The sequence below is a fragment of the Flavobacterium frigidum genome, assembly GCF_048286795.2.
In genome coordinates, this window is the sequence record NZ_JBLVPT020000009.1 from 79,918 (window position 1) to 98,542 (window position 18,625).

Below are 18,625 nucleotides of genomic sequence, written 5' to 3' on the forward strand. Positions count from 1 at the left end.
CGTGCCTTTTTTTGTTAAAAAACTATTTGTATCTATTGATTTACTCTAAAACATTCAAGAATTTAAGTCCAAAAACTACACCGTCTCCTTGAAATCCATTTTGGTAGGAACGCACATAATCAATACGCAACAACTTGAATTTTCCAAAACCTAAATTATCCAAACCAACAGATAATTCTGTATATGGTTTATTGCCTGGGGTAGAAAGTGCATGCCCACCAAGAATTAAAGTTGATTTTAATTTATTCAAAAGCGGAATTTTATTCATAATATAACCCTCGTCATTGTATTCAGAATGCGCTTCAAAATAACGGTTGTTGGTGCTGTTGGAATAATAAGGCAATAAATTAAAGACATTTAGATAACGTGCACTTTGTCCGATGTGCGTTTGGTTGCCGTTAAAATGTTTATAATCCATAAAAGCGATATTTTCAGCATTCAAAAATTTTCCAGCTTTCAAGTTCATGCCAAGTACACCCTTATTCTCTAATTTTAAATCGTACGTTAATTGTGCATTTATATGGTCAAATTCATATTTTTTCTCACTTGCCGCTACAGCTTTTTCATAATTTAATAATAGAGTAGGATACTTTTCATTTCGAATGTTGAATTTACCATCCGGACGAGTAGCATATTTATTTCCAAAATTAATTCTAGTAGTAAGAGTCATCTTTACCAAATGATGCTTTTCAAAAGCAGATGAGGTAAAATCATCTGGTGCCAATGGATTGTTCGAAGTATACAAATCTTCCTTATTGAAATAGGAGAAATCAGTAGTATTAAATAATGGTTTGCGTTGTTGATATGATATTTTTCCACCAAGGTTTACCCCATTTGCGATATTCTGGTTGTATCCAATGGCTGCAGATTCTAAATTATACAACTTCATAAAATTGTTCTTGAAAGACAAAGAACTTATGGAGTTGATAATTTTACTGATGGGTTCACTTGGGTTAAACTGTTGTACGGAACTACCTCCAGTAGCAAATAAGGTAGCGTAATTTTGATTGTTGAATCGATGTATAATTGTTCCCATTACACGCAAACGATCTTCAGCAAAACCATAATTTAGTTTGGTACTGATGGAAGTATAAATTCCTTTTGTTTCTTGGTTTTTTCTATTGGTGTATCGAAACCCAGTGTCAAAATTATACCCTTGTACGGTATTAAAACTCAAAGAACCAAGATTGAATAGTCCATCGTAGCTAAAGGTATTTTTTGTCGTACTGTTATTATAAGTATAACCCGTAATCAACTTTAATAGTTTGAATTTGTTTCCTTTTGCATCAATTGAATCCAAATATTTTTTTGAGTTTCTAACTTTATAAATACTATCTTTCTTAATATAGTCTGTGCTTTCTTCGATAGTTAAGGGAATAGGTCTGTTGCTATTCCAGAAAGTACTGTCCTTTTTATTTGAATTGATTTCAACGCTCGTGATTTCATTGGTAAAGGTTTTTTTTGCAAAAGCATCTACAAATTCGTAATTACTGTACACGTAAGTGTATTTTCCTGTGAATTTTATTCCAAAAGCGCCAGCGGTAATTTCAAGACTTTGTGTGTTTTTAGCCCAGATTTTATTGTTTTTGTTGTAACCGAAGTTTTGTTTTAAGGTCATTACATCTACAAATTCTTCTTTCATACGGTAACCTTTAATGTCTAAATCAACAGCATATAAAGCCCAAGAATCCTCTACAATATAAATGTACCCTTCAAAAACGGGTTCGCTATCTCTAGTGGCAGTCACTTTTATTTTGTTGATCATTTGATTGTTAGCATCGTAAAAAGTATTTTCGAGCTTGTATTTATAATAATTGAAGGCATTAGAAGCGATCGGAGAAATCATTTGCACGCCAAAATCAACGGTGTTGTCATATAAATCATAAAAAGAAGATCGAGCTGTATTGTAACTGTAGCCATTGTCACGTCCGCTAACTTTTGAGGCGGTGACCACTTCTTTTAGATTATTGGGTTTTTCAAAAGTAATTTTAGAAAATGTTTCAGATAAAGAAATAATACCAGTTCCTGTAGAATCTAAAGATCCGTTTAAATCTCCAATTTTTTGACCCAATATCTTTTTTGGTGCATTTTTTAGTTTGAAAATCCCTCGAGAATAAAAGTCGGCATGGAAGCGAGCTGATTTTTTAGTATTTTCTTTTCGGCTTGCAATTGCATTTTTTATGATAGCTATTGCAGGATTAATTTTAGGATTAATCACAACTTCGTTCAAAGAAAAGCTTTCTTCGATCATTTTAACATCAAATGTATAAGGTAATTTATCAGTTTGAACCGCTATTTTTTGTGTTTTGAATCCTAAAAACTGAAAGACAACGGTTTGTTTTTCAGTTTTTTTTAGGTTTAATTCGTATTTGCCCATCTCATTGGAGGTCGTTCCATTATACGTATCTTCTTGAAAAACAGTAACAAAAGGCAATGGATTCCCTTTGTCGTCAGAAACGGTTCCTTTTATTTGAGCATAGTTGGCGATAGAAACCAAGAAAATTAAAAGCAGGTAGTATTTTTTCATGAAAGTTTTTTCTTTCGCAAAAATAGAGGAAGTTTAAAAAGAGGGTATTAATTATATGTTAAACATTCAGCCAAGGTATTTTTATTGCAATTAAAGGAAAGATTGAAGGGCTAATTCATAACTTTTTAAACCAAATCCTAGAATAACTCCTTTTGCATGACCAGAGATGTAGGATTGGTGTCTGAAACTTTCGCGGGCGTAGGTGTTCGAAATGTGCACTTCAACAACAGGAGTTGTAATGGCTTTAACAGCATCACCTATCCCGATTGAGGTGTGTGTATAGGCACCGGCATTGAGAATAATGCCATCGTACCTAAAACCAAATTCTTGAATTTTATCAATAAGTTCTCCTTCTATATTGCTTTGGAAATAGATTAATTCTAAGTCCATATATTTAATTTGCAAAGAGATAAAGTATTCTTCAAAAGTTTGACTGCCGTAAATTTCTGGTTCGCGTTTCCCTAGTAAATTGAGGTTAGGACCATTGATAATGATTATTTTCATGTTTCTATTTTTGTAAAAATAAAAAAACCGTTCCAAATTACGGAACGGTTTCTTGAAAAATAAAGGTTTTATTTAAAATTTGAATCCAGCTGAAACTTGAACTACTGAATTTTTAACTGTTGCATCGCGAGTTGCTTCGGTTAATCCTGCTACATAGCGACCTTGTAAAAAGAAATTTTTTGTAATATTAAAACTTAATCCACCCGCAACTCCAAACTCAAAAGTCTCAGATTCTTTAAAATCCACATTTTTTCGTTCGCTTAATAGGAAAGAAGCTTGAGGACCAAAATCTAAACTTATAAATTTGTTTAAGCTTACTTTAGCAAGAACCGGAATAGATAAATAACCCAATTCGTTATTAAATTCTTCTACTGCATTTTTATAGGTTGCACCTTGTGTAGAATATAGCAATTCGGGTTGTATGGCAAAACCGTCAGTCAATTTTACCTCCGCAAGTAAACCTACATGATAGCTGGTAATAGCTTCACTTTCATAATTGGTGCTATTTACGGTTATATCACTACCATTTTGATTGGCATAGTTTAAACCACCTTTGATTCCAAATTTTACTAATTGTGCTTGCATATCTATCGATGCTGCAAGTAGCACTACTGCGACTAGAATGATTTTTTTCATAATTTATTTTATTGTTATTAATTAAATTTAGGACTATGTCAGAACTATTTTTTTTAAAAAATATTGTATAATCCTACTTGAAAAAGTTATTTGCAAAAATCAGTCCAATGTGTGCCTGATATGATAGCAATTGTTGATTTTTAGTATTAAATTTAAAAAAGTATCCGAATTTAAACATTTAAATGCTAAATATCAAACAGTTACTTTCTTAGTGTACTTTCAAGTTTTAAGGTTGATTTAAGTGCTATTTATGACGGTATGACTTTGGTTTGGAGTTTTCAACGTAAAATATGGTTTACTTCTCAATTGTTTTTTGAATCTTTTACAAATAAAACATTATGCTAGGTTAAAAGTACTAATTTGAATTCCTAATTGCTAAGATAGTTGGTAGTGAATTGAAAGACTTTATATCTTGTGTATTATACTTTTTCATTGTTTTTTTATAAGAATAATCTCTTAAATTATATTATTTCTAAACTTTATTTGTCTCACTAAATTCAGTTAGAACACTTTTTTTAATATTCTGAAATATAGTAGTTTATGATTTTTTTATCTATAAATTTTGGAACGCTGTGAGATTTAATTTAATTTTTTTTTTTCAAAAATTTTATTTTTAGGTATGATTTAATTTACATTTGCGCCATTAAACAAACAAACAAACAAACAAATAAACAAACAAAAACATGAAAAAAATTATTTTAACAGTTGCGGCTGTATTTGCCTTTGGATTTGCTAATGCGCAAGAAACTAAATTTGGTGTTAAAGGTGGATTAAACCTTGCAAACTTTTCAGGAGATATTGAAGATAATTCTTCAAAAGCAGGTTTCCATTTGGGAGGTTTTGTAGAATTTAAAGTTTCGGATAAGTTTGCTATTCAACCTGAATTATTGTTCTCTACTCAAGGAACAAAATTTGACGTGGATGGCGACGATTTAAAATTTAATATTTCTTATTTGAATATTCCAGTTATGGCTAAATATTATGTAGCTGATGCTTTTAGTCTTGAGGCAGGACCGCAAATTGGTTTTTTAACAAGTGCTAAAGCAGTTGTAGGTTCTGAAGATGAAAATATTAAAGACAATTTTGAGTCAATTGATTTTGGTTTTAATTTTGGAGCTGGATATAATTTCACAGAAAATTTATCTGCTGGATTAAGATACAACCTTGGTTTATCTAATATCGCTAAAACAGAAGCTGGAGATAATACTAAAGTTTCAAACAATGTATTATCTGTTTCATTAGGATATAAATTCTAATATTTCTAGAAATAGTTTTCTAAACCTCCCAAATCGGGAGGTTTTTTGTTTACTTTGGAATCTAAAAACATGTTAATAACTTAGTTAAGGTAGGAAGTATATTACTTTTTGTTTTATTTATTTTTACGCTTAAACTAATAATCAAACAAAAAAATGAAAAAAATTATTTTAACAGTTGCTGCTGTATGTGCTTTTGGATTTGCTAATGCGCAAGAAGCAAAATTTGGAATTAAAGGAGGTTTGAATCTAGCATCTTTTTCTGGAGATACTGATGGTTTAGATCTAAAGTCTAAGGCAGGTTTAAATGTTGGTGGTTTTGTAGAGGTTAAGTTATCTGATAAACTTGCTCTACAACCAGAATTATTGTTTTCTATGCAAGGAACTAATATTGATAAATTTGAATTTAGTGATGGAAATCAAACTTTTGTAGTTGATGCAAGCATTAAGATGTCATACATTAATGTTCCAATTATGTTGAAATATTATGCCGCTGAAAAGTTCAATTTAGAGGTGGGTCCACAAGTAGGATTTTTATTGAGTGCAAAGACAGTTGCGAAAGCAAATGGTAACGAAGCTGAAGACGATGTAAAAGATAGTTTTGAGTCTGTTGATTTTGGTTTAAATTTTGGTTTGGGTTATGATTTTACTAAAAATATAGCTGCAGGCGTAAGGTATAATTTAGGGTTGACAAATATTGGTAAGACAGAACCGGGTGATGATTTAAAAATCACAAACTCAGTTTTTTCCCTTTCTTTAGCTTACAAATTCTAATATTTCTAGAAATTGATTTCTAAACCTCCCGAAATCGGGAGGTTTTTTGTTTAATGTCGTACTTAAAATATGTTAATAACTTATCTCAGGTAAGAAGTATATTACTTTGTATTTATTTATTTTTACGCTCATATTAACAAACAAACAAACAAACAAACAAACAAATAAAAAAATTAAAAAATTAAAAAATGAAAAAAATTATTTTGACAGCTGTTGCTGTATTTGCTTTTGCTAATGGATATTCTCAAAAAGAGGGTGGATTTAGAGTTGGGTTAGATTTAGGATATACCGTACCTTCTAATGGAGGTGGAGGAATTTTATTCTCTATTGAACCTAAGTACAACATTAAAGACAATATGAATGTGGGTTTACGCATTGGTGCAGCTGCTATGGTGCGTGATATTCAAGGAGAAGGGGAAACTCAGAGTGCTAAAATTTCAGCTAATGGTTCTTACGTAGGTACTTATGACTACTATTTTAACAAAGGTGGGAAGTCTTTTGTTCCTTATATTGGAGGCGGTGCTGGATATTATTCAATAGCTAATGTTGAGGTTGATAGCAATACGTCAAATGGAGATGTTGCTTTAGATGCAAGTGGCAAAATGGGTGGATTACTTCGAGGTGGATTTGAATGGGGTAAATTTAGAATGGGATTAGAATACAACCTAGTACCAAAATCTACCTTGCAAGATATTAATGGGAATAGTCAAGGGACTATATCTAATTCTTATTTAGGAATTCACCTAGGATTTTTTGTTGGTGGAGGAAAATGGGGTAAGTAATCTTATTTCTATTATATGATAAACCACGTCTATGGCGTGGTTTTTTTATGCTTTAAAATGCTTTACTTTGTACCTATGAACTGGATTTCCTGCATAAAAAATTATCAATCCTATTTGAAAATCGAACGGGGTTTATCAAAAAATACCATCGAAAATTATACTTTTGATGTGGAACGCTTGCTTCTTTTTTTGAATGAAAATGAAATTATCATATCGCCCTTAAAAATTGGAGAGGAGACTTTGCAGCAATTCATTTATAGTGTAGCAAAAGAGGTCAATGCCCGATCTCAAGCTAGAATTATTTCAGGACTCAAAAGTTTTTTTAGTTACTTGATTTTTGAAGATTATCGCAAGGACAATCCTTTAGAATTAATTGAAACTCCTAAAACAGGTCGTAAACTTCCAGACACTTTATCGGTTATCGAAATTGATGCACTTATTGACGCTATTGATTTGAGTACTAAAGAAGGAGAGCGCAATCGTGCCATGATTGAAACTCTTTACGGTTGCGGATTACGGGTTTCTGAACTTGTGGCTCTAAAAATTTCAGATTTATTCTTTGAAGAAGGATTTATAAAAGTAACAGGGAAGGGGAACAAGCAACGTTTTGTTCCAATAAGTGAGGTGACTCAACATTATATTCAAACCTACAGAGATACTATTCGAGTACATGTTACCATTCAAAAAGGCTATGAAGATACGCTCTTTTTAAACAGACGTGGAAAACAGCTCACGCGCGCCATGATTTTCACAATTATCAAAGATTTAGCGGTCAAAATCAATTTGCACAAAACCATAAGTCCACATACATTACGGCATTCTTTTGCTACCCATCTTTTAGAAAATGGAGCCGATTTGCGTGCAATACAATTAATGTTGGGGCATGAATCTATCACTACAACCGAAATATACCTTCATCTAGATCGTACCTTTCTAACGGAGGTTTTACATGCTTATCACCCCAGAAAAAAGGCATTGTAGAGTCAAAGAAAGTATTTCAAAAAAAAAGATGTATTGATTTTTATATCAATACATCTTTTCTATTTATTTTAGAAAGCTATTTATTTAGCAATGTTCACCGCTCTTGTTTCACGAATTACAGTTACTTTAACTTGTCCTGGATAGGTCATTTCCGTTTGTATTTTTTGTGAGATATCAAATGATAAGTTAGCAGCATTTTCATCCGAAACTTTTTCACTCTCTACAATCACACGAAGTTCTCTACCCGCTTGAATTGCGTAAGCATTTTTCACACCACTAAATCCGTAAGCTACTTCTTCAAGATCTTTTAGACGTTGAATGTAAGAATCTAGTACTTGTCGTCGTGCTCCTGGTCTTGCTCCTGATATAGCATCACAAACTTGTATAATTGGCGATAATAATGATTTCATTTCTATCTCATCATGGTGCGCTCCAATGGCGTTACAAACCTCTTCTTTTTCACCATATTTCTCTGCCCATTGCATTCCTAATAAAGCGTGAGGTAGATCACTTTCGGCATCTGGAACTTTACCAATATCGTGTAATAAACCTGCTCTTTTAGCCAGTTTTACGTTCAAGCCAAGTTCAGCTGCCATGATTCCACATAGTTTTGAAACTTCACGCGAGTGTTGTAATAAATTCTGTCCGTAAGAAGAACGGTATTTCATTCGTCCTACTACTTTAATTAGTTCAGGGTGTAATCCGTGAATTCCTAAATCGATAACGGTACGTTTACCAACTTCTATAATTTCATCGTCAATTTGTTTAGCCGTTTTCGCAACTACTTCCTCAATACGAGCGGGGTGAATTCTACCGTCAGTTACCAATTTATGTAGCGCTAGACGTGCAATTTCTCTACGTACAGGATCAAAACAAGAAAGGATAATTGCTTCTGGTGTGTCATCTACAATGATTTCAACGCCAGTAGCTGCTTCTAATGCGCGGATATTTCTACCTTCACGACCAATGATTCTTCCTTTTACATCATCCGACTCAATGTTGAATACGGATACGCAGTTTTCTACTGCTTCTTCTGTACCTACTCTTTGAATCGTATTGATAATGATTTTCTTCGCTTCTTGTTGGGCCGTTAATTTAGCCTCTTCAATAGTATCTTGAATATGAGACATTGCTTTACTTTTAGCTTCTGCTTTCAATCCTTCTACCAATTGATCTTTTGCTTCTTCAGCTGATAAACCAGATATTACTTCTAATTGTTGCAACTGACTTTTATGCAATTTGTCAACTTCAGCTTGTTTTTTATCTAGATTTTCAATTTTTGTTGTGAATTCGGCAGTTTTAGATTCAAAATCATCGTTTACTTTCTTAGCTTTCGATAATTCATTAGAAATTTGAGATTCTTTATCGCGAACTCTTTTTTCTATTTCAGCTACTTTTTTATCACGAGTTAAAATAACTTGTTCGTGTTCCGATTTTAATTCAATAAATTTTTCTTTCGCTTGAAGAATTTTATCCTTCTTTATATTTTCAGCTTCAAGATTTGCATCTTTCAATATAGATGCTGCTTCTTTTTTTGCGTTTTTGATTAAGTTTGAAATGTTACTTTTTTCTATCAGTTTTGCAATACCAAAACCTCCCGCAATACCTATAATTCCTGAAATAATGATCGTTACTATGTTGTCCATGTTTGTTAAAATTTATATATAAAAAAGCCTACATTAGAGGGATTGAATAAACTCGAAAAGACAAGTTTTGAGCTAACTCGTTGTTCAAGCTTCCAAACTGAATTGGCTTGCTATAGTAACGATGATTTGCTCATTCTAAATTGTTAGTGTTGAGTTTACCAAATATGAACTAATGTAGGCAGTATCTTAGTTTTTGTAAAGAACGTTTATTTGTCGAGATATTGGTCTAAAATTAAATTGATTTTTTTAATTCTTTCGATGGTTTCTTCTCCATCAATTGCATTATCAATTTGTTTTTGTTCTGTTTGTGAGGCAAATTGCAAAGCACACATTGCTAGTACATCTTGCTTGTCGCGAACGGCATAATTTTCTTCAAATTGCTTGATCATCTTATCAATTTTTTTAGAAGCGCTTCTTAGGCCTTCTTCCTGAGCGAAATCTACTGTAAGTGGATACACTCGGTCTGCAATTGATATTTTAATTTTAAGCTTTTCGTCCATATCTTATGTTAATCTGATAGCTGGGCTATGCAGTAATCAATTTCGCGAATTAATGAATTTATTTTAAGCTTTGTATCTCTTTTATTATCGTCACTGCCTAGTAATGTATTGGCAACTTTGAGTGTTTCATACTGCGTTTTTAAGGCTTCAATCTCTATGGATTGATTTTGTATTATCGATGCTGTTTTTATTAATTCGTTTTTTAAATCTTGATTATTTCTTTCTAAACTCTTCATTTTTGTAAAAAGTTTTTCAATCTTATCCTCAAGAGTATCAATAAATTCTGCAATTGCACTCATTATATATCCTATTCATTACATAATCATACAAAGTTAGTATTCCTTTTTAATTCTGCAATATTTTATTATTTTTTTTGCATTAAATTAATTAAGTAGCCGTTTTACAAAGGGTTACACTCTATTTTTTTTAGTGTTCTTTTGAATACTTTTTTTATCTTAGCAAAAATGTAAATGATGAAATTTTCCCTATTTTTTTTATTTTTAGGTGTGTCACTTTTTGCACAAGTAGATTATCCAAAAGATTATTTTAGGTCACCTTTAGATATTCCGATGCAGTTATCTGGAAATTTTGGTGAGTTAAGACCCAATCATTTTCATGGTGGTTTTGATTTAAAAACACAACAAAAAGAAGGGTTGCGTGTTTATGCAGTAGCTGATGGATATGTATCCAGAATTAAAATATCCACTTTTGGCAACGGGAAAACAATCTACATTAATCATCCTAATGGGTACACTTCGGTTTATGGACATTTAAAATCAGCCAATGGCGCCATCGAACAATTCATCAAAAAGACCCACTATAAAGAGCAGTCCTTTGAAATTGAAATGTTTTTTAAGCCTGATGAATTGCTGATAAAAAAAGGAGAAGTTATCGCCTTTTCCGGAAATACTGGAGCTTCTGAAGGGCCACATTTGCATTTTGAATTTCGGGATACGAAAACAGAATTTGTAATTAATCCAATGCTTTTTGGATATGATGCACTTATGAAAGATACTAAAAAACCAATAATTTCGGGTCTTTATGTATACCCTTTAGACTCAAAAACATCAGTAAATCGTTCTAAAAGACCTGTATTGCTAAATGTTTCCTTGCAAAAAGACGGTACTTATTTGGCAGACAAAGTTGTTGCCAATGGTTCTATTGGCTTTGGTATTTCGGCTTATGATACTGATGATGTTTCTTTTAATAATAATGGCGTGTTCAAAGTACAATCTTTTTATAATGGGAAACCAAATTTTGGTTATGAATTTAAAACCTATTCGTTTGATGATATGCGATACATTAATGCGCTAATTGACTATTCTAAGTATAAAAAGACACAACAACGGGTGCAGCAATTGTTTATGAAAACACCTTTTGATTTGAGTATTATACAAGTGGATGAAAATAAAGGGGTGTTGCAAGTATCTCCTAATCTCGCATCGCTTTATCGCATTGAGGTATCCGATTTTTTTGGAAATAAAAAAATAGTATCTATTCCCATTCATTATGATTTGTTACCCACAATAATAGCAACGGATGCATTCCCATCTAAATATTTCGTAAGGGCAAAAACAGATACTAATTTTGCTCTTGAAAATATGTCCGTTTTTATACCGGCAGGAACTTTTTATGAAGATTTCAACTTTAATTTTGATGTAAAAAATGACACTCTTTTTTTGCATGAGGATACGGTTCCAGCACACACTAATTTTACAATTTCTATTGAAGACTCCAAGTCGACTGAAGCACAAAAAGAAAAAATGTTTATTGGTAGAATTGACGGTAAAAAAATAAATTACAATCCAACCTATAGAAAAGACAGTGTTTTCAATACCAAAGTTAAAATTTTAGGTAAATACGCATTAGTATCTGATACGGTTGCCCCAACCATAAGTTCAGTATTTCCTATTGATGGTAAATGGATTAGCGATCAAAAAACACTTCAGTTATCCATAGCTGATACTTTGTCAGGCATAAAATCATATAATGGCTATTTAAACGGCAAGTGGGTATTATTTGAATATGATAATAAAACTAGAAAACTAACGCATTATTTTAATGATGGTATTGTGGCAGAAGGTGCTAATGATTTAAAAGTTATCGTGGTCGATAACGTAGGAAATTCAACTACCTTTGAAAGTCGCTTTTTTAGAAGTCAAAAATAATTAAATCATACCCTTTGAGTCCGAAACAACGTATACCACTAGTCTTTTTTCTCTTTATTACTTTAATAATAACGGCACAAACAGCACGGATAAAAGGTGTTGTGTTAGATAAGAATAATCGTCCCGTTGAAAACGTGAATGTTTCGTATTCAAGTAGTGGTACCCAAACTAATAAAAATGGTTTTTACGATTTAAAAGTTCCTGCAAATCAAAATATTACTATCATTTTTACACACATCTCTTTAAAGAAAATAACTATTATTTTTTCTTTGGATTCTAATGAACAAAAAGAGTTTAATCCCGTGATGAGTGATCAAGAGGAGCAAATGGGTGAAGTGATTATTACAGCAAATAACAAAAAGTTGGTTCAAGGAATCACTACGATTGAGCCCGAAGTGATTCGGAAAATTCCAGGAGCAAATGCAGGAATCGAAAATATTTTAAAAACCTTACCTGGCGTAAACTCTAATAATGAATTGAGTACACAATATGCCGTGCGTGGTGGAAATTATGACGAGAATTTGGTCTATGTCAATGAAATCGAAGTGTATCGCCCGTTTTTAGTTCGTTCGGGGCAACAAGAAGGACTGAGTTTCACCAACACCGATTTAGTTCAGAATGTTGATTTTTCTGCAGGAGGTTTTCAAGCAAAGTTTGGCGACAAATTATCATCAGTATTAGATATTACGTATAGAAAGCCAGTTCAATTTGGCGCAAGCCTCGAGGCCAGTTTTCTTGGCGGAAGTCTTTCAGTTGATGCTATTTCTAGAGATAAAAAATGGTCAGCCGTTACTGGAGTTCGATACCGCAACAACAGCCTTTTGGTAAATAGCCAGGAAACACAAACTAATTTTACGCCATCTTTTGCGGATATTCAAACCAATATAAATTACCAGGCTTCTGCAAAATGGCAATGGAGTTTTCTAGGTAATATTTCTCAAAATAAATACCAATACCAGCCATTAACGAGACAGACTAACTTTGGAACCATTGACAATCCTATGGCATTGACTGTTTTTTACGAAGGGCAAGAAAAGGATAAGTATGATACGTATTTTGGTGCTTTAAAAACAACTTTTAATGCCTCCGATAATTTTACATTGAAATTTATTGGTTCGATTTTTCATACTTTAGAACAAGAATATTTTGACATTTTTGCTCAATACAGATTGGGCGAAGTAGACTCTAATATTGGTTCTGAAACTTTTGGCGATGTAGCTTTAACCAGAGGTATAGGATCACAACTAAGTCATGCGAGAAATGATTTAGATGCTTTGATTGTAAACACAGAGATAAAAGGATTTCATGATTGGAAAGAAAACCAATTAGAATGGGGAATAAAATACACACGAGAATCTATACGTGACCGAATAATAGAGTGGGAGGTTATTGATTCCGCTGGTTTCTCTTTAAATCCACCAATTATTGATTTGCCAAGAAATGATCAGCCTTACACGCCTTACACAGGACCATTGGTTCCGTATCAAAATATTCGTGCAACAAATTTTAACTCCATCAATAGATTTTCAGGTTATGTGCAATGGAGTTTGAAATCGAATATTGGTACGAGTCAAGTATGGTATAATGCAGGAATTAGGGCGCACAATTGGGAAGTGATAGGCGCAACAATAGCAGGTAAATCCCAAATAAGGGTGAGTCCTAGAGTACAGTTTGCTATTAAACCAGACTGGGAAAAGGAAATGGTTTTTAGAATTTCAGGAGGTTTGTACCATCAGCCGCCATTTTACAGGGAGTTGAGAGATGCTACCGGAACGGTACAACCCAATACCAAAGCACAACAATCAGTACATTTTGTTTTGGGAAATGACTACAGTTTCAAAATGTGGAATCGTCCTTTTAAATTAGTTTCGGAGTTGTATTATAAATCTTTGACAGATGTAAATACTTATACGATTGATAATGTTCGCATACGCTATGCAGCCAATAATGATGCAACTGCTTACGCACAAGGATTAGATGTACGCCTAAACGGAGAGTTTGTACCTGGAACTGAATCTTGGATTAGTTTTGGTTATTTGAAAACTGAAGAAAATAGTAATGACAGAGGATTTATTGCCAGACCTACGGATCAACGATTGAAATTTGGAATGCTTTTTCAAGACTATATGCCTAATATTCCCAGTATAAAATTGTATCTGAACCTAGTTTACAACACTGGATTGCCTGGAGGTTCGCCATCGTATGCTGATCCATATTTGTACCAAAATAGATTGAATGATTACCGTCGCGTAGATGTGGGTTTTTCTAAGGTTTTTATTGATAACACTACAGTTAAAAGAGATTCGGGTTTGTTCAAAGATTTCCAAGAATTGGCAATAGGATTAGAAATTTTCAATCTTTTTGACAACCAAAACGCCATCACAAATACTTGGGTTAGGGATGTATATTCTAAAAATCAATATGCAATTCCTAATTATATGACAACACGAGTTTTTAATGTTAAGCTTACTGCGAAGTTGTAAACGATATAATTAAAGCAAAGTTGACCCAATTATAAATAGTTAAATCAAGTGGCTAATACCGTTACGGTTTTTAAAAATGATTACATTTGGATATTAATAGTACAACAAAATGAAAAAACTACATATAACAATAGTAGGAATCGCAATTTTGCTTTTAGCCAGTTGCAAAGAGGAAGTTGAAAAACCCAAAGTGACCTACGATGAAACTAGCAAAGCAAGAGAGCTAGTTAAGGCGGATTCTACTCAAATTCAAATTGCTGATTTGCCATTGCAAATGGAAGGAACAGATTATTTAATTCATCCTGTTGGGGATTTAAGTATTCGGGAACGTGGCGTGAAGTCCAGATATGGTTCTTCTAGTGTAAATGATTTGAGTTTTACGATATCGAATTATGGTGAATTTGAAATCACGGGTTTCTTGCAAAATTTAAAATTTCAAAAAGTAGATTCCGATTCTATTAAAAAACTAACAGAAAAGCCTGTTTTGATTCAAACAGCCACCTATTTAAAGTCGGTTGCAAATAAAACCAATAACCAGATTATGGTGTACACGATGGTGGACATGGATACGAATAAAGATGGAAAATTGGATACGAGTGATATTAAAGCATTGTATTTAAGCAAAATCAGCGGTGAAAAATTCACTAAAATATCATCTGATTTTCAGGAATTAATCGATTGGAAATTGATTGAATCCAATAACCGTTTGTACTATAGAACGGTTGAAGATACCAACAAAAACGGACAGTTTGATAAGAAAGACGTAGTAAATTACTACTTCATTGATTTGTCTAAAAAAGAATGGAAAATTATAGGTTACGAGCCGGTTTAATACGCTTTGTTCTAAATCAAAATATCGCTTTCCAAATCTGATTTTTCAATGGTGAAATCAAAACCCAGTTGTTTCACCAATTGTATGATCGGATTTTTCACCAATAATTTTGACTTTTACCAGCACGTTACGCTATTGTTTTGGCTTGAAATACTCTAATGATTCTGGACCAGCGATCATGGCAAAAACAACACCACCAATGATCAAAAGTATCATTATAAGTACAAACAAAGTGCATAAGAAAGTAAAAGTTAAAAGCACACGGCCAATAATACTTTTTAGTGGCTTGATGGGATAAAATCCTTTGAAAAACCAAACCAAAATAAAAGGAATACTTAACATTGTCAAACTTGAGATCACTGTAAAGTAGTCCATATTATTTTTGAAAATAAATAGTAACGGACTAATTATCAATATGCTAAAAAGAGTGTAAACACATACGATATAAGCATTTATTACTACGTGTTCATAATAGTTATTTCCCCATTTTCTAAACGCAAGTTTGGTTGTTAAGGCAAAAACGGGTACAAGCAGTAACATTAAAATTGAATTGTAACTTTTAAGAAAGGTAATTACGTCATTCATGTATGCAGAGGTGAGATTTTCCTTGGCATAAAAAGCACTCATGATTTTCTCAAAACCAATTATTTTTACAGATATAAAAGTGGAGATACCACTTAACACAAATACTAACAATATTGGTTTGTAATGATTTACTCTATTCCCATCAATAAAAGCTCTCGCTGTTTTCCCTGGATTCTTGATAATATTTTTTACAGAGTATAAAAAACCTTTGTTAGTGTGTAAAAAAGTATATTGAATTTCATCCCAAATATATTTTCTATCTATTTTTTTAAATTTTTTCTGACCACAATTATCGCAGAAGTTATTTAAAATTAGTGTGCTACAGTTTTGGCAATTTTGGTCCATTGATGTTGAGGTAAATTAAAGTTGTCTTGATTTAATCTCTTTTTTTAGCATTCCAAAATAGAGCAGTAAAGGCATTAATATTGTAGGTGAAAGGAAAATTGGGACGAATACAACAAATGAAATATTTTTAAAACCTCTTGTAAGGAGAAGGTAAAGGATGAGAGCCAAAACAAAAAGATATATTATTGAAAACCCAATTGCTACTCCTTTCATCAAATCTCTTTTTTTTAAAAGTTATTCGTTTGATAATTCTGCTAAGTTTTTTTTCATACTTGCGAGTTAATTTAAATTTTATAGATAGTTAGTTTTTTGATTTGCAATAGCTTAAAAATGTCTTACTAATTACTTTTTCTAAACGACATTTCTTGTTTAATCTCATTGTAATTCGAACCTGCTTTTGTGAAAAAATATCCCACCAAAATGGGCAAGAAAGTTAAAAATCCAAGTCCGTTTGTCGCGGTACTCCAAACTGCAATACCAATAAATATTCCAACATAAAATCCAGCAAATGTGCGCGTTGATTTTCTTTTATTATATTCTATTGATAGTTCTTCGTTAGTCAAGTTTTTTAAATTCATCTGTTTTATTTTTTTGATTATCGAATTTGTTGCAGTTTTGATGCGAAAATACATCAAAATAATAAATAATCCCTACTTGTTTCAAATAAAGTATAGTTGTGATGTTACTATTTTTCTCTCCTAATAATTTGATATTACAATAATTATCGTGAGATTAATTGGGTGATAAAGTAAAAAGTAGCATTATCATCAAAATTATAAAGAATCTTGATTTGTTAATTTGGAAAGATCCTAAAATGGTTCCATCCAATTGCAATTTTTCGAAGTTTTTGATTCAAATCAAAATATCGCTTTCCAAATCTGATTTTTCAATGGTGAAATCAAATCCCAGTTGTTTTACTAACTGAATAACCAAATTTTTATACCAGTTTTCAGATTTGGGATGAATATATATTTTTTCGATTAATACGTTAATATCAACATTGATTTTTAAACCTTCGTTGATTTTTACTGTACTGTCGCCAATATCAGTCAGGATGCGTACTTCACCTTCGTATTGAAAACTTTTCCGTTTGAATAGAAAAGGAAAAAATAAATCGTCAAACGGAATGTGTTCTTTTTTGTAATCAATATAATTTACTTCGCCGATATATTGATTGAAATTTGTTTCTGGTGCCAATGCTTCCTGCAAACGTCCAATTGTCGATTGAATTGCCAAGCCTTCGCTATTTTGCGTAAAGATCTGCCACATGGCAAAAGATTCGTATTCATTGATGTGCCAGCTACTAATGGCTACTTTCTCCCGATGTATTTTATAGTATTTTAAAAAGTCGGGATTATCAATCGATAGTTTTTTAATCTCCTCAAAAGTAGGTTCGCTAAAAGTACCTTCATACTGATCTTCGAATTTATCAGATCGTGACATGAATAGTTTTTGCGACAGCAATAAATCTAAAAACTTAGACAAATCAAGGTATTTCCAAACCACGGTGTTGGGATCTGTAGGAAGTTTGATAGCCGAATTGTTGATATACATTTAAATTATTTAAAAAATTGTAGAGACAGTAAGTAATAAGACATGTAAAGTTGATCAATTTAATTTAGAATTATGATGTAAGCGCTTGTTTTTTATAATGATTTTGTACAAATAGCTTTTATGGTTTAGATTTTTTTAAGATTTTCAATTCTCCAAAATAGAAAGTCATATTCAGCTATAAAACCAGTTGTGGTTAAATTATTTATGGATTTAATTTCGTCTTTCGTTTTTGTTGCAATCGCTGCACTTTCAGCATTGTTGTTTTAGTCGGCTATATTTATTTTCTTTTGCATAAAAAGGAAAGTAAAAGCAATAGTTCTAATAGGGTATTTTCTTTTATTGATTAGTTTTCAATTTTCGTAGTGTTCTACCAACGAATATACCGCCAATAATTCCGGGGAAACTCCACGCTAATACATCTGGCAAAAAAGTATTGTTCACAACAACAAATGCGGCAAAGGCAGCAATGTATGCGCCTGTCATGCGGCCAATGTGATTTTTCAAGCCGTATAATATGTCAGTTACTTTTCGTGAGTACGCTTTGTATTCAACATAACATAATAGCATACTAACACTTCCAAAAAGAAAGTAAATTATCCCGAAAAATTGTTTTGACATTACGTATTTAAATCCAATATAAAAGAAGATAGTACTGGAAATAAGTATTAAAATTGTCAAAAAAGCATCACCGGTTTGAGGTTTTTGACCTAGATGAGCCTTTTTCAAATGAAGCATTCTATAACCTGAAATAGATAGATAAATTGTAAATATGCCTACTATAAAAAGGAATAAGTTAAGATGCGTAAACGAAAGGTAAAAAGCACACAATCCGGTTGAAACCATTGCAAAAGTAAATACTTTGCCAAGTTTTTCATGAATAGCATCTCCTTTCTTTCGAATTAAAACAATTGTGCCTATAAGTAAACCGATAAATCCAGAAAGGATGTGAAAGATTAAAATAATTTTGAAAAGCATTATACTTGGTTTTAAATAATAAAGGTTATGTAAATATATCTCTATCTTACATAACCTTTAAAAATTCTATACTGAATTGT

Annotated in this window: 18 protein-coding genes; 7 read left to right on the forward strand and 11 right to left on the reverse strand. The window is 32.2% G+C overall.

What is annotated here, in order from left to right; all coding sequences use genetic code 11:
• Positions 1-40: 40 nt before the first annotated feature.
• From ACNQGB_RS10565 to ACNQGB_RS10575, 3 genes are all read right to left on the reverse strand, one after another.
• Positions 41-2,527, reverse strand: a complete 2,487-nt coding sequence (locus tag ACNQGB_RS10565) for a DUF5686 and carboxypeptidase regulatory-like domain-containing protein (RefSeq protein ID WP_417944108.1) — start codon at positions 2,525-2,527, stop codon at positions 41-43.
• 90 nt (positions 2,528-2,617) lie between these two features.
• Positions 2,618-3,031: a type II 3-dehydroquinate dehydratase gene (aroQ, locus tag ACNQGB_RS10570; RefSeq protein WP_309758979.1), complete on the reverse strand. Its 414-nt coding sequence runs from the start codon at positions 3,029-3,031 to the stop codon at positions 2,618-2,620.
• Between the two features lie 72 nt (positions 3,032-3,103).
• Complete coding sequence (locus ACNQGB_RS10575) at positions 3,104-3,667, reverse strand: porin family protein (RefSeq protein ID WP_417944109.1); 564 nt, start codon at positions 3,665-3,667, stop codon at positions 3,104-3,106.
• Between the two features lie 683 nt (positions 3,668-4,350).
• Between ACNQGB_RS10575 and ACNQGB_RS10580 the strand changes: the two genes are divergently transcribed.
• The 4 genes from ACNQGB_RS10580 to xerD all read left to right on the forward strand — a co-directional run bounded on the left by ACNQGB_RS10580 (position 4,351) and on the right by xerD (position 7,457).
• Positions 4,351-4,923 (forward strand): porin family protein, encoded by a 573-nt coding sequence (locus ACNQGB_RS10580; RefSeq protein WP_417944110.1) that lies wholly within the window; start codon positions 4,351-4,353, stop codon positions 4,921-4,923.
• A 153-nt stretch (positions 4,924-5,076) separates the two neighbouring features.
• On the forward strand, positions 5,077-5,694 hold the full coding sequence (locus tag ACNQGB_RS10585; RefSeq protein ID WP_417944111.1) for a porin family protein: 618 nt from the start codon (positions 5,077-5,079) through the stop codon (positions 5,692-5,694).
• A 188-nt stretch (positions 5,695-5,882) separates the two neighbouring features.
• Positions 5,883-6,476, forward strand: coding sequence for a hypothetical protein (locus ACNQGB_RS10590; protein ID WP_417944112.1), 594 nt, complete (start codon positions 5,883-5,885; stop codon positions 6,474-6,476).
• 75 nt (positions 6,477-6,551) lie between these two features.
• On the forward strand, positions 6,552-7,457 hold the full coding sequence (gene xerD / locus ACNQGB_RS10595) for a site-specific tyrosine recombinase XerD (protein WP_417944144.1): 906 nt from the start codon (positions 6,552-6,554) through the stop codon (positions 7,455-7,457).
• Between the two features lie 80 nt (positions 7,458-7,537).
• Here the strand turns inward: xerD and rny are convergent, their stop codons facing one another.
• From rny to ACNQGB_RS10610, 3 genes are all read right to left on the reverse strand, one after another.
• The gene (rny, locus tag ACNQGB_RS10600; RefSeq protein WP_417944113.1) at positions 7,538-9,103 is read right to left on the reverse strand and encodes a ribonuclease Y; all 1,566 of its coding nucleotides are present in this window, start codon (positions 9,101-9,103) and stop codon (positions 7,538-7,540) included.
• A 206-nt stretch (positions 9,104-9,309) separates the two neighbouring features.
• Positions 9,310-9,603, reverse strand: a complete 294-nt coding sequence (locus ACNQGB_RS10605) for a cell division protein ZapA (RefSeq protein WP_309760337.1) — start codon at positions 9,601-9,603, stop codon at positions 9,310-9,312.
• An 8-nt stretch (positions 9,604-9,611) separates the two neighbouring features.
• Entirely contained in the window at positions 9,612-9,902 is a 291-nt protein-coding gene (locus tag ACNQGB_RS10610; protein ID WP_417944114.1) for a hypothetical protein, read from the reverse strand.
• A gap of 171 nt (positions 9,903-10,073) precedes the next feature.
• Between ACNQGB_RS10610 and ACNQGB_RS10615 the strand changes: the two genes are divergently transcribed.
• From ACNQGB_RS10615 to ACNQGB_RS10625, 3 genes are all read left to right on the forward strand, one after another.
• Entirely contained in the window at positions 10,074-11,771 is a 1,698-nt protein-coding gene (locus ACNQGB_RS10615) for a M23 family metallopeptidase (RefSeq protein ID WP_472777111.1), read from the forward strand.
• 14 nt (positions 11,772-11,785) lie between these two features.
• Positions 11,786-14,254, forward strand: a complete 2,469-nt coding sequence (locus ACNQGB_RS10620) for a TonB-dependent receptor (RefSeq protein WP_417944116.1) — start codon at positions 11,786-11,788, stop codon at positions 14,252-14,254.
• 109 nt (positions 14,255-14,363) lie between these two features.
• On the forward strand, positions 14,364-15,086 hold the full coding sequence (locus tag ACNQGB_RS10625) for a hypothetical protein (protein WP_417944117.1): 723 nt from the start codon (positions 14,364-14,366) through the stop codon (positions 15,084-15,086).
• A gap of 132 nt (positions 15,087-15,218) precedes the next feature.
• Here ACNQGB_RS10625 and ACNQGB_RS10630 read toward each other — a convergent pair whose 3' ends face one another.
• From ACNQGB_RS10630 to ACNQGB_RS10650, 5 genes are all read right to left on the reverse strand, one after another.
• Positions 15,219-16,016 (reverse strand): DUF3667 domain-containing protein, encoded by a 798-nt coding sequence (locus ACNQGB_RS10630; protein ID WP_417944118.1) that lies wholly within the window; start codon positions 16,014-16,016, stop codon positions 15,219-15,221.
• Positions 16,017-16,031: 15 nt separating this feature from the next.
• The gene (locus tag ACNQGB_RS10635) at positions 16,032-16,229 is read right to left on the reverse strand and encodes a hypothetical protein (protein WP_417944119.1); all 198 of its coding nucleotides are present in this window, start codon (positions 16,227-16,229) and stop codon (positions 16,032-16,034) included.
• A gap of 125 nt (positions 16,230-16,354) precedes the next feature.
• Positions 16,355-16,594: a hypothetical protein gene (locus ACNQGB_RS10640; protein WP_417944120.1), complete on the reverse strand. Its 240-nt coding sequence runs from the start codon at positions 16,592-16,594 to the stop codon at positions 16,355-16,357.
• A gap of 274 nt (positions 16,595-16,868) precedes the next feature.
• A complete protein-coding gene (locus tag ACNQGB_RS10645) occupies positions 16,869-17,570 on the reverse strand; it encodes a hypothetical protein (RefSeq protein ID WP_417944121.1) in 702 nt (233 codons plus the stop codon).
• Between the two features lie 336 nt (positions 17,571-17,906).
• Positions 17,907-18,545, reverse strand: coding sequence for a DUF2306 domain-containing protein (locus ACNQGB_RS10650; protein ID WP_417944122.1), 639 nt, complete (start codon positions 18,543-18,545; stop codon positions 17,907-17,909).
• Positions 18,546-18,625: the final 80 nt, after the last annotated feature.